At 74.6% G+C, this 16,621-nt stretch carries 14 protein-coding genes; 9 read left to right on the forward strand and 5 right to left on the reverse strand.

Annotated elements, in window-relative coordinates; genetic code table 11:
- The first annotated feature begins 89 nt into the window (after positions 1-89).
- Positions 90-419, forward strand: coding sequence for a hypothetical protein (locus ACZ407_RS12655; RefSeq protein WP_468127935.1), 330 nt, complete (start codon positions 90-92; stop codon positions 417-419).
- On the opposite strand, the gene ACZ407_RS12660 is transcribed toward ACZ407_RS12655, so the two are convergent.
- From ACZ407_RS12660 to ACZ407_RS12670, 3 genes are all read right to left on the reverse strand, one after another.
- On the reverse strand, positions 403-1,230 hold the full coding sequence (locus ACZ407_RS12660; RefSeq protein WP_468128052.1) for a hypothetical protein: 828 nt from the start codon (positions 1,228-1,230) through the stop codon (positions 403-405). The genes ACZ407_RS12655 and ACZ407_RS12660 overlap by 17 nt on opposite strands.
- A gap of 306 nt (positions 1,231-1,536) precedes the next feature.
- The gene (locus ACZ407_RS12665) at positions 1,537-2,757 is read right to left on the reverse strand and encodes an acetyl-CoA C-acetyltransferase (RefSeq protein ID WP_468127937.1); all 1,221 of its coding nucleotides are present in this window, start codon (positions 2,755-2,757) and stop codon (positions 1,537-1,539) included.
- A 118-nt stretch (positions 2,758-2,875) separates the two neighbouring features.
- Complete coding sequence (locus tag ACZ407_RS12670; protein ID WP_468127938.1) at positions 2,876-3,916, reverse strand: SGNH/GDSL hydrolase family protein; 1,041 nt, start codon at positions 3,914-3,916, stop codon at positions 2,876-2,878.
- 148 nt (positions 3,917-4,064) lie between these two features.
- Here ACZ407_RS12670 and ACZ407_RS12675 point away from each other — a divergent pair, with 148 nt between their 5' ends.
- Complete coding sequence (locus ACZ407_RS12675; protein ID WP_468128054.1) at positions 4,065-5,453, forward strand: cystathionine beta-synthase; 1,389 nt, start codon at positions 4,065-4,067, stop codon at positions 5,451-5,453.
- 496 nt (positions 5,454-5,949) lie between these two features.
- Here the strand turns inward: ACZ407_RS12675 and ACZ407_RS12680 are convergent, their stop codons facing one another.
- Positions 5,950-6,348, reverse strand: coding sequence for a hypothetical protein (locus tag ACZ407_RS12680; RefSeq protein ID WP_468127940.1), 399 nt, complete (start codon positions 6,346-6,348; stop codon positions 5,950-5,952).
- A gap of 158 nt (positions 6,349-6,506) precedes the next feature.
- Between ACZ407_RS12680 and ACZ407_RS12685 the strand changes: the two genes are divergently transcribed.
- Positions 6,507-7,346 (forward strand): MurR/RpiR family transcriptional regulator, encoded by an 840-nt coding sequence (locus ACZ407_RS12685; RefSeq protein ID WP_468127941.1) that lies wholly within the window; start codon positions 6,507-6,509, stop codon positions 7,344-7,346.
- Positions 7,347-7,638: 292 nt separating this feature from the next.
- On the opposite strand, the gene ACZ407_RS12690 is transcribed toward ACZ407_RS12685, so the two are convergent.
- On the reverse strand, positions 7,639-9,099 hold the full coding sequence (locus ACZ407_RS12690) for a type III PLP-dependent enzyme domain-containing protein (RefSeq protein ID WP_468127943.1): 1,461 nt from the start codon (positions 9,097-9,099) through the stop codon (positions 7,639-7,641).
- Between the two features lie 103 nt (positions 9,100-9,202).
- On the opposite strand from ACZ407_RS12690, the gene hutU reads away from it, so the two are divergent.
- From hutU to ACZ407_RS12720, 6 genes are all read left to right on the forward strand, one after another.
- Entirely contained in the window at positions 9,203-10,867 is a 1,665-nt protein-coding gene (gene hutU / locus ACZ407_RS12695) for a urocanate hydratase (RefSeq protein ID WP_468127945.1), read from the forward strand.
- A gap of 11 nt (positions 10,868-10,878) precedes the next feature.
- The gene (locus tag ACZ407_RS12700; protein WP_468128056.1) at positions 10,879-12,069 is read left to right on the forward strand and encodes an allantoate amidohydrolase; all 1,191 of its coding nucleotides are present in this window, start codon (positions 10,879-10,881) and stop codon (positions 12,067-12,069) included.
- The gene (locus ACZ407_RS12705; RefSeq protein ID WP_468127946.1) at positions 12,060-13,397 is read left to right on the forward strand and encodes a formimidoylglutamate deiminase; all 1,338 of its coding nucleotides are present in this window, start codon (positions 12,060-12,062) and stop codon (positions 13,395-13,397) included. Before ACZ407_RS12700 ends, ACZ407_RS12705 begins: the two co-directional genes overlap by 10 nt.
- Positions 13,398-13,508: 111 nt before the next feature.
- On the forward strand, positions 13,509-14,675 hold the full coding sequence (gene hutI, locus ACZ407_RS12710; protein WP_468127948.1) for an imidazolonepropionase: 1,167 nt from the start codon (positions 13,509-13,511) through the stop codon (positions 14,673-14,675).
- 151 nt (positions 14,676-14,826) lie between these two features.
- Positions 14,827-15,513, forward strand: a complete 687-nt coding sequence (locus ACZ407_RS12715; RefSeq protein WP_468127950.1) for an LPXTG cell wall anchor domain-containing protein — start codon at positions 14,827-14,829, stop codon at positions 15,511-15,513.
- Positions 15,514-15,536: 23 nt separating this feature from the next.
- On the forward strand, positions 15,537-16,610 hold the full coding sequence (locus ACZ407_RS12720; protein ID WP_468127952.1) for a COG1470 family protein: 1,074 nt from the start codon (positions 15,537-15,539) through the stop codon (positions 16,608-16,610).
- Positions 16,611-16,621 lie beyond the last annotated feature (11 nt).

Genomic DNA, 16,621 nt, shown 5'->3' on the forward strand with positions numbered 1-16,621 from the left:
CATGGTTCGTGCCTGGTTCTCTTCACGTCACCGTGCCCGACAGTTCGCCCGTTGGCAACAGTGCCGCAACGGCGCGTAGGGTCACCGGCGTGCTCGATACCTCACCTCTGACCGCCGCCGTGGAACGTTTCGCCGACCGGCTCCGGGCCGCACCGCAGAGCCGGCTCCAGCGCGGGGCCGCCGCCGAGGCCCTGGACCTGGCCCGCGAACTCTCGGCACGCGCCCAGGCCCTGGAGGGCGCCCCGGAGGGCGGGGTGCGGGAGATGCCGGACGCCGGGATCTTCGTGGTCGGCGATCAGGTGGCGGTGGCCGGCCAGGACCTGGCGGAGGCGCTGCGGCATGCGGCAACGGCCTCGTCCGGGATGGTGGACGAGGCCGTGGCGCTGGTGGAGCAGGCGGAGATCAGAGCGATGCGATGACCCGGTCCGCGAGGATGTAGACGTTGTTCGCGGGGTTCTCCGGGTCGCCCTCGCCGCAGGAGAAGGTCAGGGCGTACGCGCCCGAGATCCCGGAGCCGCCCAGCAGGACCGGGGCGCTGCCCGAGCGCAGGGCCTCGGCGAGGCGCTCGGCGGTCTCCCGGTGCCCGGGGGTCATGCACAGCGTGGTGCCGTCGGTGAACACGTACACGTCCAGGGTGCCCAGCGGGCCGGGCCGCACGTCGGCCAGCGCGGTGCGGGCCTGGGCCAGCTCCTCCAGGCGGCTCACCGTGCGCTCGTGGTCCCCGTGCGCCGCCGCGGCCTGGGCCTGGACGGGCACGAAGTCGGGGTGCGAGGGGTGCCGGCGGCGGGCCGCTGCGAGCTCCGGGGAGTCCTCCGGGTACTCCGGCGCGGCCGGCTCCTCGTCGAGGAAGGGCTCCAGACCCACCATGTCGGCCTGGCGCGGCAGGAACACGGGGTTGTCCTCGCCGAGCCCGGTCAGGCCGCCCAGCAGCGAGGGGGCGTCCGCGGCGTCGCGGGCCTCCTGAGCCGCCCAGAAGGCGCGGGCCTCGGCGAGCTCCCGCTCGCGCTCCTCGGCCAGGGCCTCGGCGACGGCGGCTCGTATCTCCGCGGCCGGGGACTCGACCGCGCCCGCGCTGCGGGCGTGCGGGACGGAGGCACCGCGGAGGGCGGCCGAGGCGGCGAGCTCGCCGCGCAGGGCCGTGACCTGCTTGCGGAGGCCGTGGACGGCGTGCAGCGCAGCAGCGCCCACGGCCGTGGCAGCGGCCGTGGTCAGCAGCAGGGCAAGAGACATGGCGCTCACTGACTAACTCCTGATGTGTTTCGATCCCCCGACTTCCTACCCCAGCTTGTCCCGACCTGGGAATGGGGTGCAGTGCATTACGTCACGAAATGGACAGGTCGTTCGTCACAGCCCGAAGTCCCATCCTGCCGCTGACCTGCACAAATGCCGAACCCCCAGGATGTATGTCACATCCTGGGGGAGATTCGGTCACGGGTCGGCCGCGGGACGGTTGGACCCGGCGTCAACAAGCGACGCGCGGGCGGCTCAGCAGCCGCTCGTTTTGACGGTCGCGCTGAGCTTCGCCTCCGCTGCGGCTCAGCTCAGCCGCTCGATGACCATCGCCATGCCCTGGCCGCCGCCCACGCACATCGTCTCCAGGCCGAACTGCTTGTCGTGGAACTGGAGGCTGTTGATCAGGGTGCCGGTGATGCGGGCGCCGGTCATCCCGAACGGGTGACCGACGGCGATGGCGCCGCCGTTGACGTTCAGCTTGTCGATGTCCACGCCGAGGTCCCGGTACGAGGGGATCACCTGGGCCGCGAAGGCCTCGTTGATCTCGACCAGGTCGATGTCGCCGATGGTCAGGCCGGCCCGCTTCAGGGCCTGCTTGCTCGCCTCGACCGGGCCCAGGCCCATGATCTCGGGGGAGAGCCCGGAGACGCCGGTGGACACGATGCGGGCCAGCGGGGTCAGACCCAGCTCGCGCGCCTTGGTGTCGCTCATGATGACGAGGGCCGCGGCGCCGTCGTTCAGCGGGCAGCAGTTGCCGGCGGTGACCAGGCCGTCGGGGCGGAAGACCGGCTTGAGGCCCTGGACGCCCTCCAGCGTGACCCCGGCGCGCGGGCCGTCGTCGGTGCTGACGACCGTGCCGTCCGGGGTGGTGACCGGGGTGATCTCGCGGGCCCAGAAGCCGTTCTTGATGGCGGCCTCGGCGAGGTTCTGCGAACGCACGCCGAACTCGTCCATGTCCTGGCGGGTGACGCCCTTGAGGCGGGCCAGGTTCTCGGCGGTCTGGCCCATCGCGATGTACGCGTCCGGCACCAGGCCGTCCTCGCGCGGGTCGTGCCAGGAGGCGCCCTCGCTCTCCGCGACGGCCTTGGTACGGGCCTCCGCCTCGGCGAAGAACGGGTTGTGCGTGTCCGGCAGGCCGTCGCTGGTGCCCTTCACCGAGCGGGAGACCATCTCGACGCCCGCCGAGATGAACACGTCGCCCTCACCGGCCTTGATGGCGTGCATGGCCATGCGGGAGGTCTGGAGGGACGAGGAGCAGTACCGGGTGATGGTGCAGCCCGGAAGGTGGTCCATGCCCATCTGCACGGCGACGATGCGGCCCAGGTTGTGGCCCTGCTCCCCGCCGGGGAGGCCGCAGCCGAGCATCAGGTCGTCGATCTCGCGCGGGTCCAGCCCGGGGACCTTGGCCAGGGCGGCCTGGATGATCGTGGCCGTCAGGTCGTCCGGGCGCAGGTCCTTGAGGGAGCCCTTGAAGGCGCGGCCGATGGGCGAGCGGGCTGCGGAAACGATGACGGCTTCGGGCATCACGGCTCCAAGGGGGCGTGCGGGTTTGTAGCGGACCATGTGAAGTTACCGGCCCGTACGGCGAAGGTCATCCGGCTGAGGGTGTGACCCCCGCCGCATCCCCCCGTGCGGGGGCAGGTCACGCCTCGCCGGTGCGCGAGGCGCGGGGGCGCGGGGGCGGAGCCCCCGGACCGGGCTGCGGCTCCGCCTCCGGGACGCGTCTGCGCCGGCGGTACTTCAGGAGGGCCCACGGCGCACGGGCCGCCGTGACCTCCGTGCCCGCCTGCCCCGCGGCGGCGGAGGCCGCCTGCGCCACCGGCAGCATGTTCTCGCCGCGCCCCGTGTCGAGCCGGTCCGCCTCCGGCCACAGGCCCAGCGCCGCGCACACCGTCGGCAGGACCGCCATCGCGGCGGTCGCGTACCCCTCCGCCGAGGGGTGGTACGAGTCCGGCCCGAACATCTCCCGCGGGTTCGCCGCGAACTCCGGCCCCAGCAGGTCGCCCATGGACACCGTCCGGCCGCCCTGTTCGATCACCCCGATGGTCTGGGCGGCGGCCAGCTGCCGGGAGACCCGCCGGGCCACCCAGCGCAGCGGCTGGTAGACCGGCTCGATCGTGCCCAGGTCGGGGCAGGTCCCGACGACCACCTCCGAACCCGCCCCGCGCAGCCTGCGTACGGCCGCGGACAGCAGCCGCACCGACTGGGTGGGGGGCATCCGCCGGGTCACGTCGTTCGCGCCGATCATGATCACGGAGATGTCGGGGAGGAAGCCCACGTCGTCCAGGATCAGGCGCACCTGCCGGTCCAGGTCGTCGGACATCGCACCCGAAAGGGCCACGTTGCGCAGCTCGACCGGGCGCTCGGCCACCGCCGCCAGCCCGGAGGCGAGCAGGGCGGCCGGGGTCTGGCCGGCCCGGTGGACACCCAGTCCGGCGGCCGTGGAATCACCCAGCATGGCCAGCCGCAGCGGCTCCGCCGAGGCCCCGCCGGACCCCGCGTACTCCGTGCCGTACCGGCCGTCCGCCTGCGGCGGATCCGCCTGCACGGTGCCCACGGTCCGCTTCGCCAGCTGGACCTCGGCCAGCACCAGGCCCACGGTCGCCGCCCCGAGCAGGCCGAGGCCGCCCCCGCCGTAGGCCGCGCCTGCCGCGATCCGGCGCGCCGTCCTCGCACGTGACACTCTTCCAGCCACCTCCTCGTCCGGTCCCGGCCCTCCAGGGCTCCACTTGCGTCTACCTGCCCCGCAACGCCGGTCGGTCAATCGCTTTTCGGCTTACTCTGGCGGTGCCTCCCGGAGAACCCGTGGAGTCCCCTCCCTGGAGAACATGGTGCATTTCCACGACTCGATGATCAGCCTCGTCGGCAACACCCCGCTGGTGAAGCTCAACCACGTGACCGAAGGCCTGCAGGCGACCGTCCTGGCCAAGGTCGAGTACTTCAACCCGGGCGGCTCCGTCAAGGACCGCATCGCCGTCCGCATGGTGGAGGCGGCCGAGCAGAGCGGAGCGCTCAAGCCGGGCGGCACGATCGTCGAGCCGACCAGCGGCAACACGGGCGTCGGCCTGGCCATCGTGGCCCAGCAGAAGGGCTACAAGTGCATCTTCGTCTGCCCTGACAAGGTGTCGCTCGACAAGATCAACGTGCTGCGCGCGTACGGCGCCGAGGTCGTGGTCTGCCCGACCGCCGTCGACCCCGAGCACCCGGACTCGTACTACAACGTCTCCGACCGCCTGGTCCGCGAGACCCCGGGGGCCTGGAAGCCCGACCAGTACAGCAACCCGAACAACCCGCGCTCGCACTACGAGACCACCGGCCCGGAGCTGTGGGAGCAGACCGAGGGCAAGATCACCCACTTCGTCGCGGGCGTCGGCACGGGCGGCACCATCTCGGGCACCGGCCGGTACCTCAAGGAGGTCTCCGGCGGCAAGGTCAAGGTCATCGGCGCGGACCCGGAGGGCTCGGTCTACTCCGGCGGCTCCGGCCGCCCGTACCTGGTCGAGGGCGTCGGCGAGGACTTCTGGCCCACCGCCTACGACAGCACCGTCACGGACGAGATCATCGCGGTGTCCGACAAGGACTCCTTCCAGATGACCCGCCGCCTCGCCAAGGAGGAGGGCCTGCTCGTCGGCGGCTCCTGCGGCATGGCGGTCGTCGCCGCGCTGCGCGCCGCCGAGGGCCTGGGCCCGGACGACGTGGTCGTCGTCCTGCTCCCGGACAGCGGCCGCGGCTACCTGAGCAAGATCTTCTCGGACGAGTGGATGGCCGGGCACGGCTTCCTGGAGGAGGCGGGCCCCGCGGCGCGCATCGGCGACGTCCTGGCCGACAAGGAGGGCGGCAGCATCCCCTCCCTCGTCCACATGCACCCCGAGGAGACCGTCGGCGAGGCCATCGAGGTGCTGCGCGAGTACGGCGTCTCCCAGATGCCGGTCGTCAAGCCCGGCGCGGGCCACCCGGACGTGATGGCCGCCGAGGTCATCGGCTCGGTCGTGGAGAAGGAGCTGCTGGCGGCCCTGTTCGCGCAGCGCGCCGCCCTGAGCGACCCGCTGGAGAAGCACATGAGCGCGCCGCTGCCGCAGGTCGGCTCCGGCGAGCCGGTCTCCGACCTGATGGCCGCGCTGGGCGAGGCCGACGCGGCGATCGTGCTGGTCGAGGGCAAGCCGACCGGCGTGGTCAGCCGTCAGGACCTGCTGGCGTTCCTCGCCCGCACCGCGAAGTAGCGGGGGGCGGCGGGGCCCGGCCTCGAGGCCTGCCGCCGGGCCCGGCTGCCAGGCCCGTACGTCGAAGCCCGTACGCCGAAGCCCGTACGTCGAAGCCCGTACGCGGGGTGCCGCAGCGCCCGTGCGTGCGGGCTTCGCGCAATCGGTACGGGCCCGACACGTGGTGGCAGCACCGCCTTAACAACCCTGCGGCACAGTGGTGTCCGTCGGCAGGGAACCCCGGTGGCGCACGGCGCCGGAGGGACCGGCCGGCACCACCGAACGGCGTCACGGACCACCGGAGCGGCTCCCGGACCTCCGACGACGCCACGGACGCGGACAACCGGCCCTGACCCGGCCCGTGTCCTGCGCGGGGACCGCCGTCGTCCCGCCCCCCGGGCGACCGGGGGTGCGGCGGTTCCCGCGCACACTCCTGCCCGCCGGCCCTTCCGGCGGATGCTCCGCTCCCGCGGTGCTCCGCTCCCGCGTGTTCCCACCCCGCGGTGTTCCGCTCGCGTCAGGGCTCGCGGTGCCGGGCGCCGTGTGCGAGGTTCACGCCGACGATCCCGGCCCAGGCGACGATCAGGCCGGTGAGCCCGCCGCCCGCGCTGCCCACCGCCGACAGCGGGACGGCCAGCACCAGGCTCGCGATGCCGAAGCCGTGGCGGGCCGCCCAGGCCCCCGCGGAGCCCGGCGGGGCCGCCCGTACCGCCGCCGCCTGCCGTTCGGCCGTACGCCGCCGGACCTGGGTCTCCAGGGTGTGCTCCAGCCGCGCGTCCACCGAGGCCAGGAAGGACTCGACGAGGGCCGGCTCGTACTCGGGACCCAGCTCGCGCCGGGCCTGGAGGGTGGCGTCGAGCTCCCGCCGGAGCTCCGGATCGTTCATGAGCCCGGTGCCGGGCGTCGGGGGGTTCATGGCTCCACGGTAGGAAGCGGGGCGGCCGCGGGCAGTAGGGCTGGCCCCCGTATCCCGGCTCCGGCGGGCCGGGGGGCGGGTCTCGCGGACCGGGCGCCGGTTGCCGTTCTGCATAGATGCATGCAGTCTGCTGCCAGACTGAATGGATGGAGGGGGCCATGAGCGAGAGCCCGGCCGCGCGGCTGCAGAAGCTCTTCGAGGGGCACCGGCTGACCCCGACCCAGCGCCGGATCGCGCACTGCATGGTCCGCGGGGCGGCGGACGTGCCGTTCCTGTCGAGCGTGGAGCTCGCCGAGCTGGCGGGCGTCAGCCAGCCCTCGGTGACCCGGTTCGCGGTGGCGCTCGGCTTCGACGGCTACCCGGCGCTCCGGCGCCACCTGCGCGAGGTCGCGCCCGCCGGGCCCCGTCCGGCACCGGGGGACGCGTACAACTCCTACCAGCAGGCGGTGCAGGCGGAGATCGACAACCTCCGGCACCTTTCCGCGCTGCTCGCCGATCCGGCGCCGGTCGAGGAGGCCGGCCGGCTGCTGGCCGGCTCGCGCCCGCTGCCGGTGCTCGGGCTGCGGGCGGCGTCCTCGCAGGCGCGGGGCTTCGCGTACTTCGCGGCGAAGGTGCACCCGGACGTACGGCTCCTCGACGAGGGTGGATCGATGCTCACCGACCGGATCGACGCGGCCCGGTCGGCCGGGGCCGGGGCGCTGCTGTGCTTCGCGCTGCCGCGGCATCCGCGGGAGGTGGTCGAGGCGCTGGAGTACGCGCGGGGGGTCGGGCTGACGGTGGTCACCGTCGCGGACTCGGCCTTCGCGCCGGTGGCCCGCCACTCGGACCTGCTGATCCCCGCGCCGGTCGGCACCGGCCTGGCCTTCGACACGGCGTGTGCGCCGATGCTGCTGGGGCGGGTGCTGCTGGAGTCCATGGCGGACGCGTTGCCCGACGCCCAGTCCCGGCTGGAGGCCTTCGACGCGGCGGCGGCGACCCGGGGCCTCTTCGTGGACTAGGCCCTGCGCCTCAATCGCCGGCGGGGCTTGGTTTGGTCCCGTTGTTCTGGAGGTGCGGCCCGCCGGGGGCTTTCGGGGCTCTGCCCCGGACCCCGGTCCTCAATCGCCGGACGGGCTGGATGTTGCTGCCTGGCGAATCGACACGGCGGGGCACATTCCAGCCTCGCCGGCGTTTGAGGCGCGGGGTCCGGGGCGGAGCCCCGAAACCCGGGGACGGGCCGGGGCGCATTCAGCCTCGCCGGCGTTTGAGGCGCGGGGGTGTGGGGGCGGAGCCCCCGGAGCGGCAGGCGGGTTACGCGCTCGCCGGGGGCAGGAGCGCGTCGCGGTGGTCGGCACCCGCTTCGCGGACCAGGTCGGACAGGGGCTGGGCCGGGCGGACCAGGGCGAAGCGCACCCCGCCCGCCCCGGCACGGAACCCGTGCACGGCCGGCCGCGGCAGGCTGTTGTAGCCGTAGTGGGCCGTGAAGAAGTACGCCCCCGTGCCGGGCACGGCGATCACATCGCCCGGCTGGAGGCGCGGCAGCAGCCGCGCCTCCGCGAGCAGGTCACCCGAGAAGCAGGCCGGCCCGGCCACGTCCTGGGCCACCTCCGGCTCCCCGGCCCGCGGCAGCCCCTTCGCGTCGTAGGCGAGGATCCGCAGCGGCCAGGAGGCCGGCATGTAGACCGTACGGGTGGCCACCTGCACCCCCGCGTGGGTCACCGCGATCGCCCGCCCCCCGGAGGTTTTCGTGTACTCCACCCGCGACAGCACCAGCCCGTGCCGGGCCAGCAGCGAACGGCCGAACTCCGTCACCAGCCCGTAGCGCCCCTCGAACAGCCCCGGCACGGCCTCCCGCAGCACCCGCACGTACTCCGCGTACGTCGGACCCGCCTCCGACCCCGCGTCACCGCCCGCGCCCGATCCCGCGTCCGACCCCCCGTCACCGCCCGATCCCGCTCCCGCGCCCGATCCCGCGTCCGCCCCCGCCCCCAGACCCGCCCCCACCGGCAGCCCGCCCCCGATGTCGATCGTGTCCACCTGGCGCCGGCCCGCCGCCGCGTTGATCTCCTCGGCCAGGTCGAAGACCTCCCGTACCCCCTGCGCGCTCAGCGCGAGCGGGACCCCCTGGGAGCCGGAGTGGGTGTGCAGCCGGGTCAGCCACGGGCGGGCCAGGTACGCCGCGACCACCCGCTCCCGGGCCCCCGGGTCGCGCAGGGCGAAGCCGAACTTCGAGGTGGCCGTCGCCGTGGAGGTCGAGAGGATCGAGCCCGCCCCGGCCTGGGTGTTGACCCGCAGCCCCAGCGGGGACCGGCTGGGCGCCGAGGCCATGAGGGCGTCGATGCGCGCGAGCTCCTGCGCGTTGTCCGCGTTGACCGCGATGCCCAGGGCCAGCGCGTCACGGAGTTCGGCCGCGGTCTTGGCGGGGGAGTCCAGCACGGTCCGCTCCGGGCTCACCCCGGCCGCCCGGGCCATCGCCAGCTCCCCGGGGCTCGCCGCCTCGCAGCCGATCCCGGCGGCCGAGAGCAGCTTCAGCACGGGCACCAGCGGGGCCGCCTTGACCGCGAAGCAGTGCAGGACGGGGGTGCCGGGCGGCAGGGCCGCCGCGAAGGCCGAGCGCAGGGCCGCGGCCGAGGCCTCGATCCCGTCCGCGTCCAGCAGGCACACCAGCGGGTCCGCGCCGTCCGCCCCGCCCACGAGCCCCTGCTCGACGGCGGCCCGTACGGCCAGGTCGCGGCGCGCGTCGGCGCCGCCGGTCAGCACGTCTTCGGCCATGCACGCCAGCCAATCATCCGGGGACGCCGCCCGCAGCCGTTGACTACTTCTATTCAAGGCGCAAGGATGTGAATGGATTGACCAACATCGAGGAGGCAAAGCCATGTCAGGACCCCGCCCCGTACGGGCCCCGCGCGGTACCGGACTCAGCGCCCTGGGATGGCAGCAGGAAGCCGCCCTCCGCATGCTCCAGAACAACCTGGACCCCGAGGTCGCCGAGCACCCCGACAAGCTCGTCGTCTACGGCGGCACCGGCAAGGCCGCCCGCGACTGGCGCTCGTTCGACGCCATGGTCCGCACCCTCCAGACCCTGAAGCAGGACGAGACGATGCTCGTCCAGTCCGGCCGCCCGGTCGGCGTCATGCAGACCCACGAGTGGGCCCCGCGCGTCCTGATCGCCAACTCCAACCTGGTCGGCGACTGGGCCAACTGGGAGGAGTTCCGCCGCCTGGAGCAGCTCGGCCTCACCATGTACGGCCAGATGACGGCCGGCTCCTGGATCTACATCGGCACCCAGGGCATCCTCCAGGGCACCTACGAGACCTTCGCCGCGGTCGCCGCGAAGAAGTTCGGCGGCACCCTGGCCGGCACCATCACCCTCACCGCCGGCCTCGGCGGCATGGGCGGCGCCCAGCCGCTGGCCGTCACCATGAACGACGGCGTCGCGATCTGCATCGACGTGGACCCCCGCGCCATCGAGCGCCGCATCGAGCACCGCTACCTCGACGTCAAGGCCGACAACCTGGCGCACGCGCTCCAGCTGGCCACCGAGGCCCGCGACGCCCGCCGGCCGCTCTCCATCGGCCTCCTGGGCAACGCGGCCGAGCTGGTCCCGCAGATGCTCGCCGAGGGCGCGCCCATCGACATCGTGACGGACCAGACCTCCGCCCACGACCCGCTGTCCTACCTCCCCGTCGGCATCGCCTTCGAGGACATGGCCGACGCCGCCGCCAAGGACCCGGCCGGCTTCACCACCCGCGCCCGCGAGTCCATGGCCCGGCACGTCGAGGCCATGGTCGGCTTCATGGACGCCGGCGCCGAGGTGTTCGACTACGGCAACTCCATCCGCGGCGAGGCCCAGCTGGCCGGCTACGACCGCGCCTTCGCCTTCCCCGGCTTCGTCCCCGCCTACATCCGCCCGCTGTTCTGCGAGGGCAAGGGCCCCTTCCGCTGGGCCGCCCTCTCCGGCGAGGCCTCGGACATCCACAAGACGGACAAGGCGATCCTGGAGCTCTTCCCGGAGAACGAGTCCCTGCACCGCTGGATCAAGATGGCCGGTGAGCGCGTCCACTTCCAGGGCCTGCCCGCCCGCATCTGCTGGCTCGGCTACGGCGAGCGCGACAAGGCCGGCGAGCGCTTCAACGACATGGTCGCCTCCGGCGAGCTGGCCGCCCCGCTGGCCATCGGCCGCGACCACCTCGACTGCGGCTCGGTGGCCTCCCCGTACCGCGAGACCGAGGCCATGCTCGACGGCTCGGACGCCATCGCCGACTGGCCGCTGCTCAACGCCATGGTCAACGTGGCCTCCGGCGCCTCCTGGGTCTCCCTCCACCACGGCGGCGGCGTCGGCATGGGCCGCTCCATCCACGCCGGCCAGGTGACCGTCGCCGACGGCACCCCGCTCGCGGGCGAGAAGATCCGCCGGGTCCTCACCAACGACCCCGGCATGGGCGTCATCCGGCACGTGGACGCCGGCTACGACATCGCCGAGACCGTCGCCGACGAGCGCGGCGTCCGCGTCCCCATGCGCGAGGGCGACCAGGCGTGACCTTCCACGAGATGTGGGCCGAGCTCGCGCCCATCGGCCGCCACGCGGACTCCGGCGGCTACCGCCGGTTCGCGTGGACCGGAGCCGACGCGGACTGCCGCGCCTGGTTCCGCGCCCAGGCGGAGGCGCGCGGGCTGGCGTACGAGACCGACCGCAACGGCAACCAGTGGGCCTGGCTCGGCGACCCCCTCGCCGGGGACGCCGTCGTGACCGGCTCGCACCTGGACTCCGTGCCCGACGGCGGGGCCTTCGACGGCCCCCTCGGCGTGGTCTCCTCCTTCGCGGCCCTGGACGAACTCCGCAGCAGGGGCGTGGAGTTCACCAGGCCGCTGGCCATCGCCAACTTCGGTGACGAGGAGGGCGCCCGCTTCGGCCTCGCCTGCGTCGGCTCCCGGCTCGCCGCCGGACAGCTGACCAAGGAGAAGGCGTACGAGCTCCGCGACGCCGACGGCATCTCCCTGCCGCAGGCGATGGAGGCCGCCGGGTACGACCCGGAGGCCATCGGGGCCGACCCCGAGCGCCTCGCGCGCATCGGCGCCTTCGTCGAACTCCACGTGGAACAGGGCCGCGCCCTGGACCTCAGCGGGGACGCCGTCGGCATCGCCTCCTCCATCTGGCCGCACGGCCGCTGGCGGTACGACTTCGCGGGCGAGGCCAACCACGCCGGCACCACCCGCCTCGCCGACCGCCGCGACCCGATGCTCCCCTACGCGGAGACGGTCCTCGCGGCCCGCCGCGAGGCCGAGCTGGCCGGCGCCGTCGCCACCTTCGGCAAGATCGCGGTCGAGCCGAACGGGGTCAACGCCATCCCCTCCCTGGTGCGGGGCTGGCTGGACGCCCGCGCCTCCGACGGCCGGGCCCTCACCGAGGTCATCGAGGGGGTCCGCCGGGCCGCCCGGCAGCACGCCGAGCGGCACGGGGTCGAACTCACCGTCACCCGGGAGTCCTTCACCCCCGTGGTGGAGTTCCAGCACGCCCTGCGCGACGAACTCGCCCGCATCCTGGGGGAGAAGACCCCCGTCCTGGGCACGGGCGCGGGACACGACGCCGGAATCCTCTCCGCGTCCGTCCCGACCGCGATGCTGTTCGTGCGCAACCCCACCGGCATCTCGCACTCCCCGGCGGAATCCGCCGCGGAGGACGACTGCACCGCCGGTGTCCTCGCCCTCGCCGACGTACTGGAAGGTCTCGCGTGCCGGTGAAGACGTATTGGCTGGAGCACGCCTGGCTCGGCGCCCACGTCGAGCCGGGCGTCGCCCTGGACGTGGCCGACGGCCGCATCACGGCCGTCCGCACCGGGGCCGCAACCCCGCCGCCGGGCGCCGAGGTCCTGCGCGGCCTCACCCTGCCCGGCCTCGCCAACGCCCACTCGCACGCCTTCCACCGGGCGCTGCGCGGCACCGTGCAGGTCGGGTCGGGGACGTTCTGGACCTGGCGCGAGGTCATGTACGCCGTCGCCCAGAACCTGACCCCCGACACGTACTTCGCCCTCGCGCGGGCTGTGTACGCCGAGATGGCCCTCGCCGGCATCACCTCCGTCGGCGAGTTCCACTACGTCCACCACGCCCCCGGCGGCGCCCCGTACGCCGACCCCAACGCCATGGGCGAGGCCCTGATCGAGGCCGCGGCCGCGGCCGGAATCCGCATCACCCTCCTCGACACCGCCTACCTCTCGGCGGGCTTCGGCGAGGCCCCCAACGCCCACCAGCTGCGCTTCTCCGACGGCACCGCCGAGGCCTGGGCCGAGCGGGCCGCCGCGCTCAAGCCGCGCGAGCACGCGGTGGTCGGCGCGGCGGTCCACTCCGTACGGGCCGTCCCCGCGGACCAGCTCGCCACGGTGGCCCGCTGGGCCGAGGAGCGCCGGGCCCCGCTGCACGTCCACCTCTCGGAGCAGACCGCCGAGAACGACGCCTGCCGGGCCGCGCACGGGTGTACGCCGACGCAGCTGCTGGCCGACCACGGGGTGCTCGGGCCGCGCACCACCGGGGTCCACAACACCCACCTCACCGACGAGGACATCGCCCTCCTCGGCGGCACCACCACCGGCACCTGCATGTGCCCGACCACGGAACGGGACCTGGCCGACGGCATCGGCCCGGCCGTCCGGCTCCAGCGCGCGGGCAGCCCGCTCTCCCTCGGCAGCGACAGCCACGCGGTCATCGACCTGCTGGAGGAGGCGCGGGCGATGGAGCTGAACGAGCGGCTCGCGTCCCGGACGCGGGGGCACTGGACCGCGGCGGCGCTGCTGCGCGCGGCGACGGCGGACGGGCACGCGGCGCTGGGGTGGCAGGACGCGGGCGTCCTGGAGCCGGGTGCGCTGGCCGACTTCTCGACCATCGCGCTGGACTCCGTACGGACGGCCGGTCCGGTGCCGCGGCTGGGCGCGGAGACCGCGGTCTTCGCGGCGACGGCGGCGGACGTCCGCCACACGGTGGTCGGCGGCCGCCACATCGTCCGCGACGGGGCGCACACCCTCGTCGGCGACGTCGCGTCGGCCCTGACCGAAGCCATCGCCGCCGTCCGCGGCTGACGTTTTGATTCCCCCACCCCGCCCTTCCTCCGTTCCCCGGGGGTCCGGGGGCGGAGCCCCCGGTTACGGGAAGGGGCGGGGTGGGGGAAGGAACCCCACGAGAGGAACCCCGTGACCACCACCCTCATCACGAACATCGGCAGCCTCGTCACCAACGACCCCGCCCACGGCGAAGCCCTCGGCCTCGTCGAGGACGCCGCCGTGGTCATGGACGGGGACCGGATCGCCTGGACCGGCCCGGCCGCACACGCCCCCGCCGCCGACCAGGCCGTCGACGCGCAGGGCCGAGCCGCCATCCCCGGCTTCGTCGACTCGCACTCGCACCTCGTCTTCGCCGGCGACCGGACCCAAGAGTTCAACGCCCGCATGTCCGGCCGCAGCTACACCGCCGGCGGCATCCGCACCACCGTGGCCGCCACCCGCGCCGCCACCGACGCGGAGCTGGAGGCCAACCTCGTACGCCACCTGCACGAGGCCCGCCGCCAGGGCACCACCACCTTCGAGACCAAGTCCGGCTACGGGCTCACCGTCGAGGACGAGGCCCGCGCCCTGCGCATCGCCGCCGCCCACACCGAAGAGGTCACCTACCTCGGCGCGCACATCGTCTCGCCCGACTACGCCGAGGACCCGGCCGCGTACGTGGACCTCGTCACCGGCGAGATGCTGGCGGCCTGCGCCCCGTACGCCCGCTGGGTGGACGTGTTCTGCGAGAAGGGCGCCTTCGACGGGGACCAGGCCCGCGCGATCCTGACCGCGGGCAAGGCCGCCGGGCTCATCCCGCGCATCCACGCCAACCAGCTGAGCTTCGGCCCCGGCGTGCAGCTCGGCGTGGAGCTCGGCGCGGCCTCCGCCGACCACTGCACCCACCTCACCGACGCCGACGTGGACGCCCTCGCCAACTCGGAGACCGTGGCCACCCTGCTGCCGGGCGCGGAGTTCTCCACCCGCGCCCAGTGGCCCGACGCCCGCCGCCTGCTCGATGCGGGGGCGACCGTGGCCCTGTCCACCGACTGCAACCCGGGCTCCTCGTACACGAGTTCCATGCCCTTCTGCATCGCGCTCGCGGTGCGCGACATGGGGATGACCCCGGACGAGGCCCTGTGGTCCGCCACCGCCGGCGGCGCCCGCGCCCTGCGGCGCACGGACATCGGGGCGCTGACCCCCGGCGCCCGGGCCGACCTGGTGCTCCTCGACGCCCCGAGCCACGTGCACCTCGCCTACCGGCCCGGGGTCCCGCTGGTGTCGGCGGTCTGGCAGCGGGGCGAGCGCGTGGTCTGAACCGGGTCCGGCGCGCGGCGGGGCGCGGCGGGCGCGCGGGCGCCGGCCCGATCCGGTGCGTCCTTTGTCTTCCCTCGGCAAGGCCCCGGGCGTACCTTGGCGGCCGATCTGACTTATCGTCAGTAACTTTGGCCCGAGGGGAAGTCCAGAGGTGTCCAAGCAGCCACGCTCCGCCGCGCTCGCGCTGGCCTCGGCGTTGGCCGGGGCGGCGGTGCTGGCGGCCGCCCCCGCGGCCAGTGCCGACGTCGTCGACGTCAAGTACGACTGCAAGACCCCCATCGGCCCGAAGTCGGCCGTCTCGCCCATCGACATCACGGCGGTCAAGGCCGGCAGCGGCTACAAGCTGACGATGTCCTTCAAGAAGGGCGTCTCCTCCAGCCCGATCGAGCTGGGCAAGGGCGCCATGAAGCCCAGCGCCGTGATCGTGGTGGGCGGGGACGAGACCGGGACCGTGGCCGTCTCCGGGCCGCCCAACGCCGTGGCCGCCCCCGCCGACACCCCCATCAAGATCAACGACCTGTCGGGCACGTACACCCCCAAGCGGGGCGGCCGGCTCACCTTCACCGCGGGCGTGCTCACCATCAACGCCCTGATGACGACCACCACGTGCACCCCCGGCAACCACCCCGGGCCCTCGCTGTCCCTCCAGGCGGAGCCCGTGGCGGGCAGCGCGAACGCCGAGACCGGCAAGAACGCGGCGGGCCGGGCCGCGACCCTGCCGCAGACCGGCCCCATGGACTCCGCCCTCGCCCTCGGCACCCTCGGCGGCACCGTCCTGCTCTCCGGGGCCGCCGGGGTGCTGTGGCTGACCCGCCGCGGCCGGACCACCCGGGCCTGACCCGGCGGACAGGGGACCCGCCCATGCCGTCGCGCACCCGTCGCCGCCACACCGCAGCCCCGGCCCTCCTCCTCGCCCTCCTGCCCCACAGCGCGAGCGAACCCCCCACAGCGGGGGCGCCCCCGGCCCCCGCCCCGGCCGCCGCATCCGCCCCGGCAGCCGCAGCGGTCGGCTCCGGCGCGTCCCCGGGGGAGCCCGTCTGGACGGCCGCGCCCGCCGGCGGCCGTGCCGGCGGGACCGGCAGCGCGGAGGGCCGGCCGTGGTTCTACCTGCAAGGCGCGCCCGGCGCCGTCCTGGAGGACCGGCTCGTGCTCACCAACCCCTCCGGCCGCAGCCGTACGGTCACCCTGCGCGGGGCCGATGCCGGGAACGCGCCCGGCGGGGCCCTCGCCGCACGCCCGACCGCCCGCGGCTCCGGCTCCGGATCCGGCTCCGGGTCCTGGATCCGCTTCGCCGACGCCACCGTCCGGATTCCGCCGCGCACCCGCGCCGTGGTGCCGTTCACGGTGACCGTGCCTGCCGGGGCCTACCCCGGCGACCACCCGGCCGCCGTCGTGGCCTCCGAAGGCGGGCGGCAGGCCGGGGTACGGGTGCAGCTGCGGGTCAGCGGGCCCGCCCTGTCGGCCCTCACCGTCGAGGACGTGTCCGTGACCGGCAGCGGGCGCTCCGCGGCCCTGCACTACACCCTGGTCAACCGCGGGAACACGGTCCTGGTCCCGGAACTCGCGGTACGCGCCGAGGGGGTCTTCGGGGCCGTGCCCGGACCCCGGCCCGCGCGGCCGGGCGCGGAGCTGCTGCCCGGCGGCCGGATCGCACTCAGCGCGCCCTGGCCCGATGCCCCGGCCCTCGACTCCGTGGACCTGGCCCTCACGGTCACCGCCGCCGGAGGAGTACGCGCCACCGGCCGGGCCGCGGCCCGTTTCGTGCCGTGGGGCGCGGTCGCCGGGACCGCGGCGGGCCTCGCGGCCGCGGCGGCCGCCGCATCGGTCCTCGTACGCAGCAGGCGGGTCCGGCGCGCGGCCGCCGACCCGGAACCCGCGGGGGAGCGGGCCACCCGGCCCGCCCCGGAAGCCGAGCTGACGGGAGCGGCCAGGTGAACGGCGAGGTC

It is taken from the genome of Streptomyces sp. NPDC030809 (genome assembly GCF_055572195.1).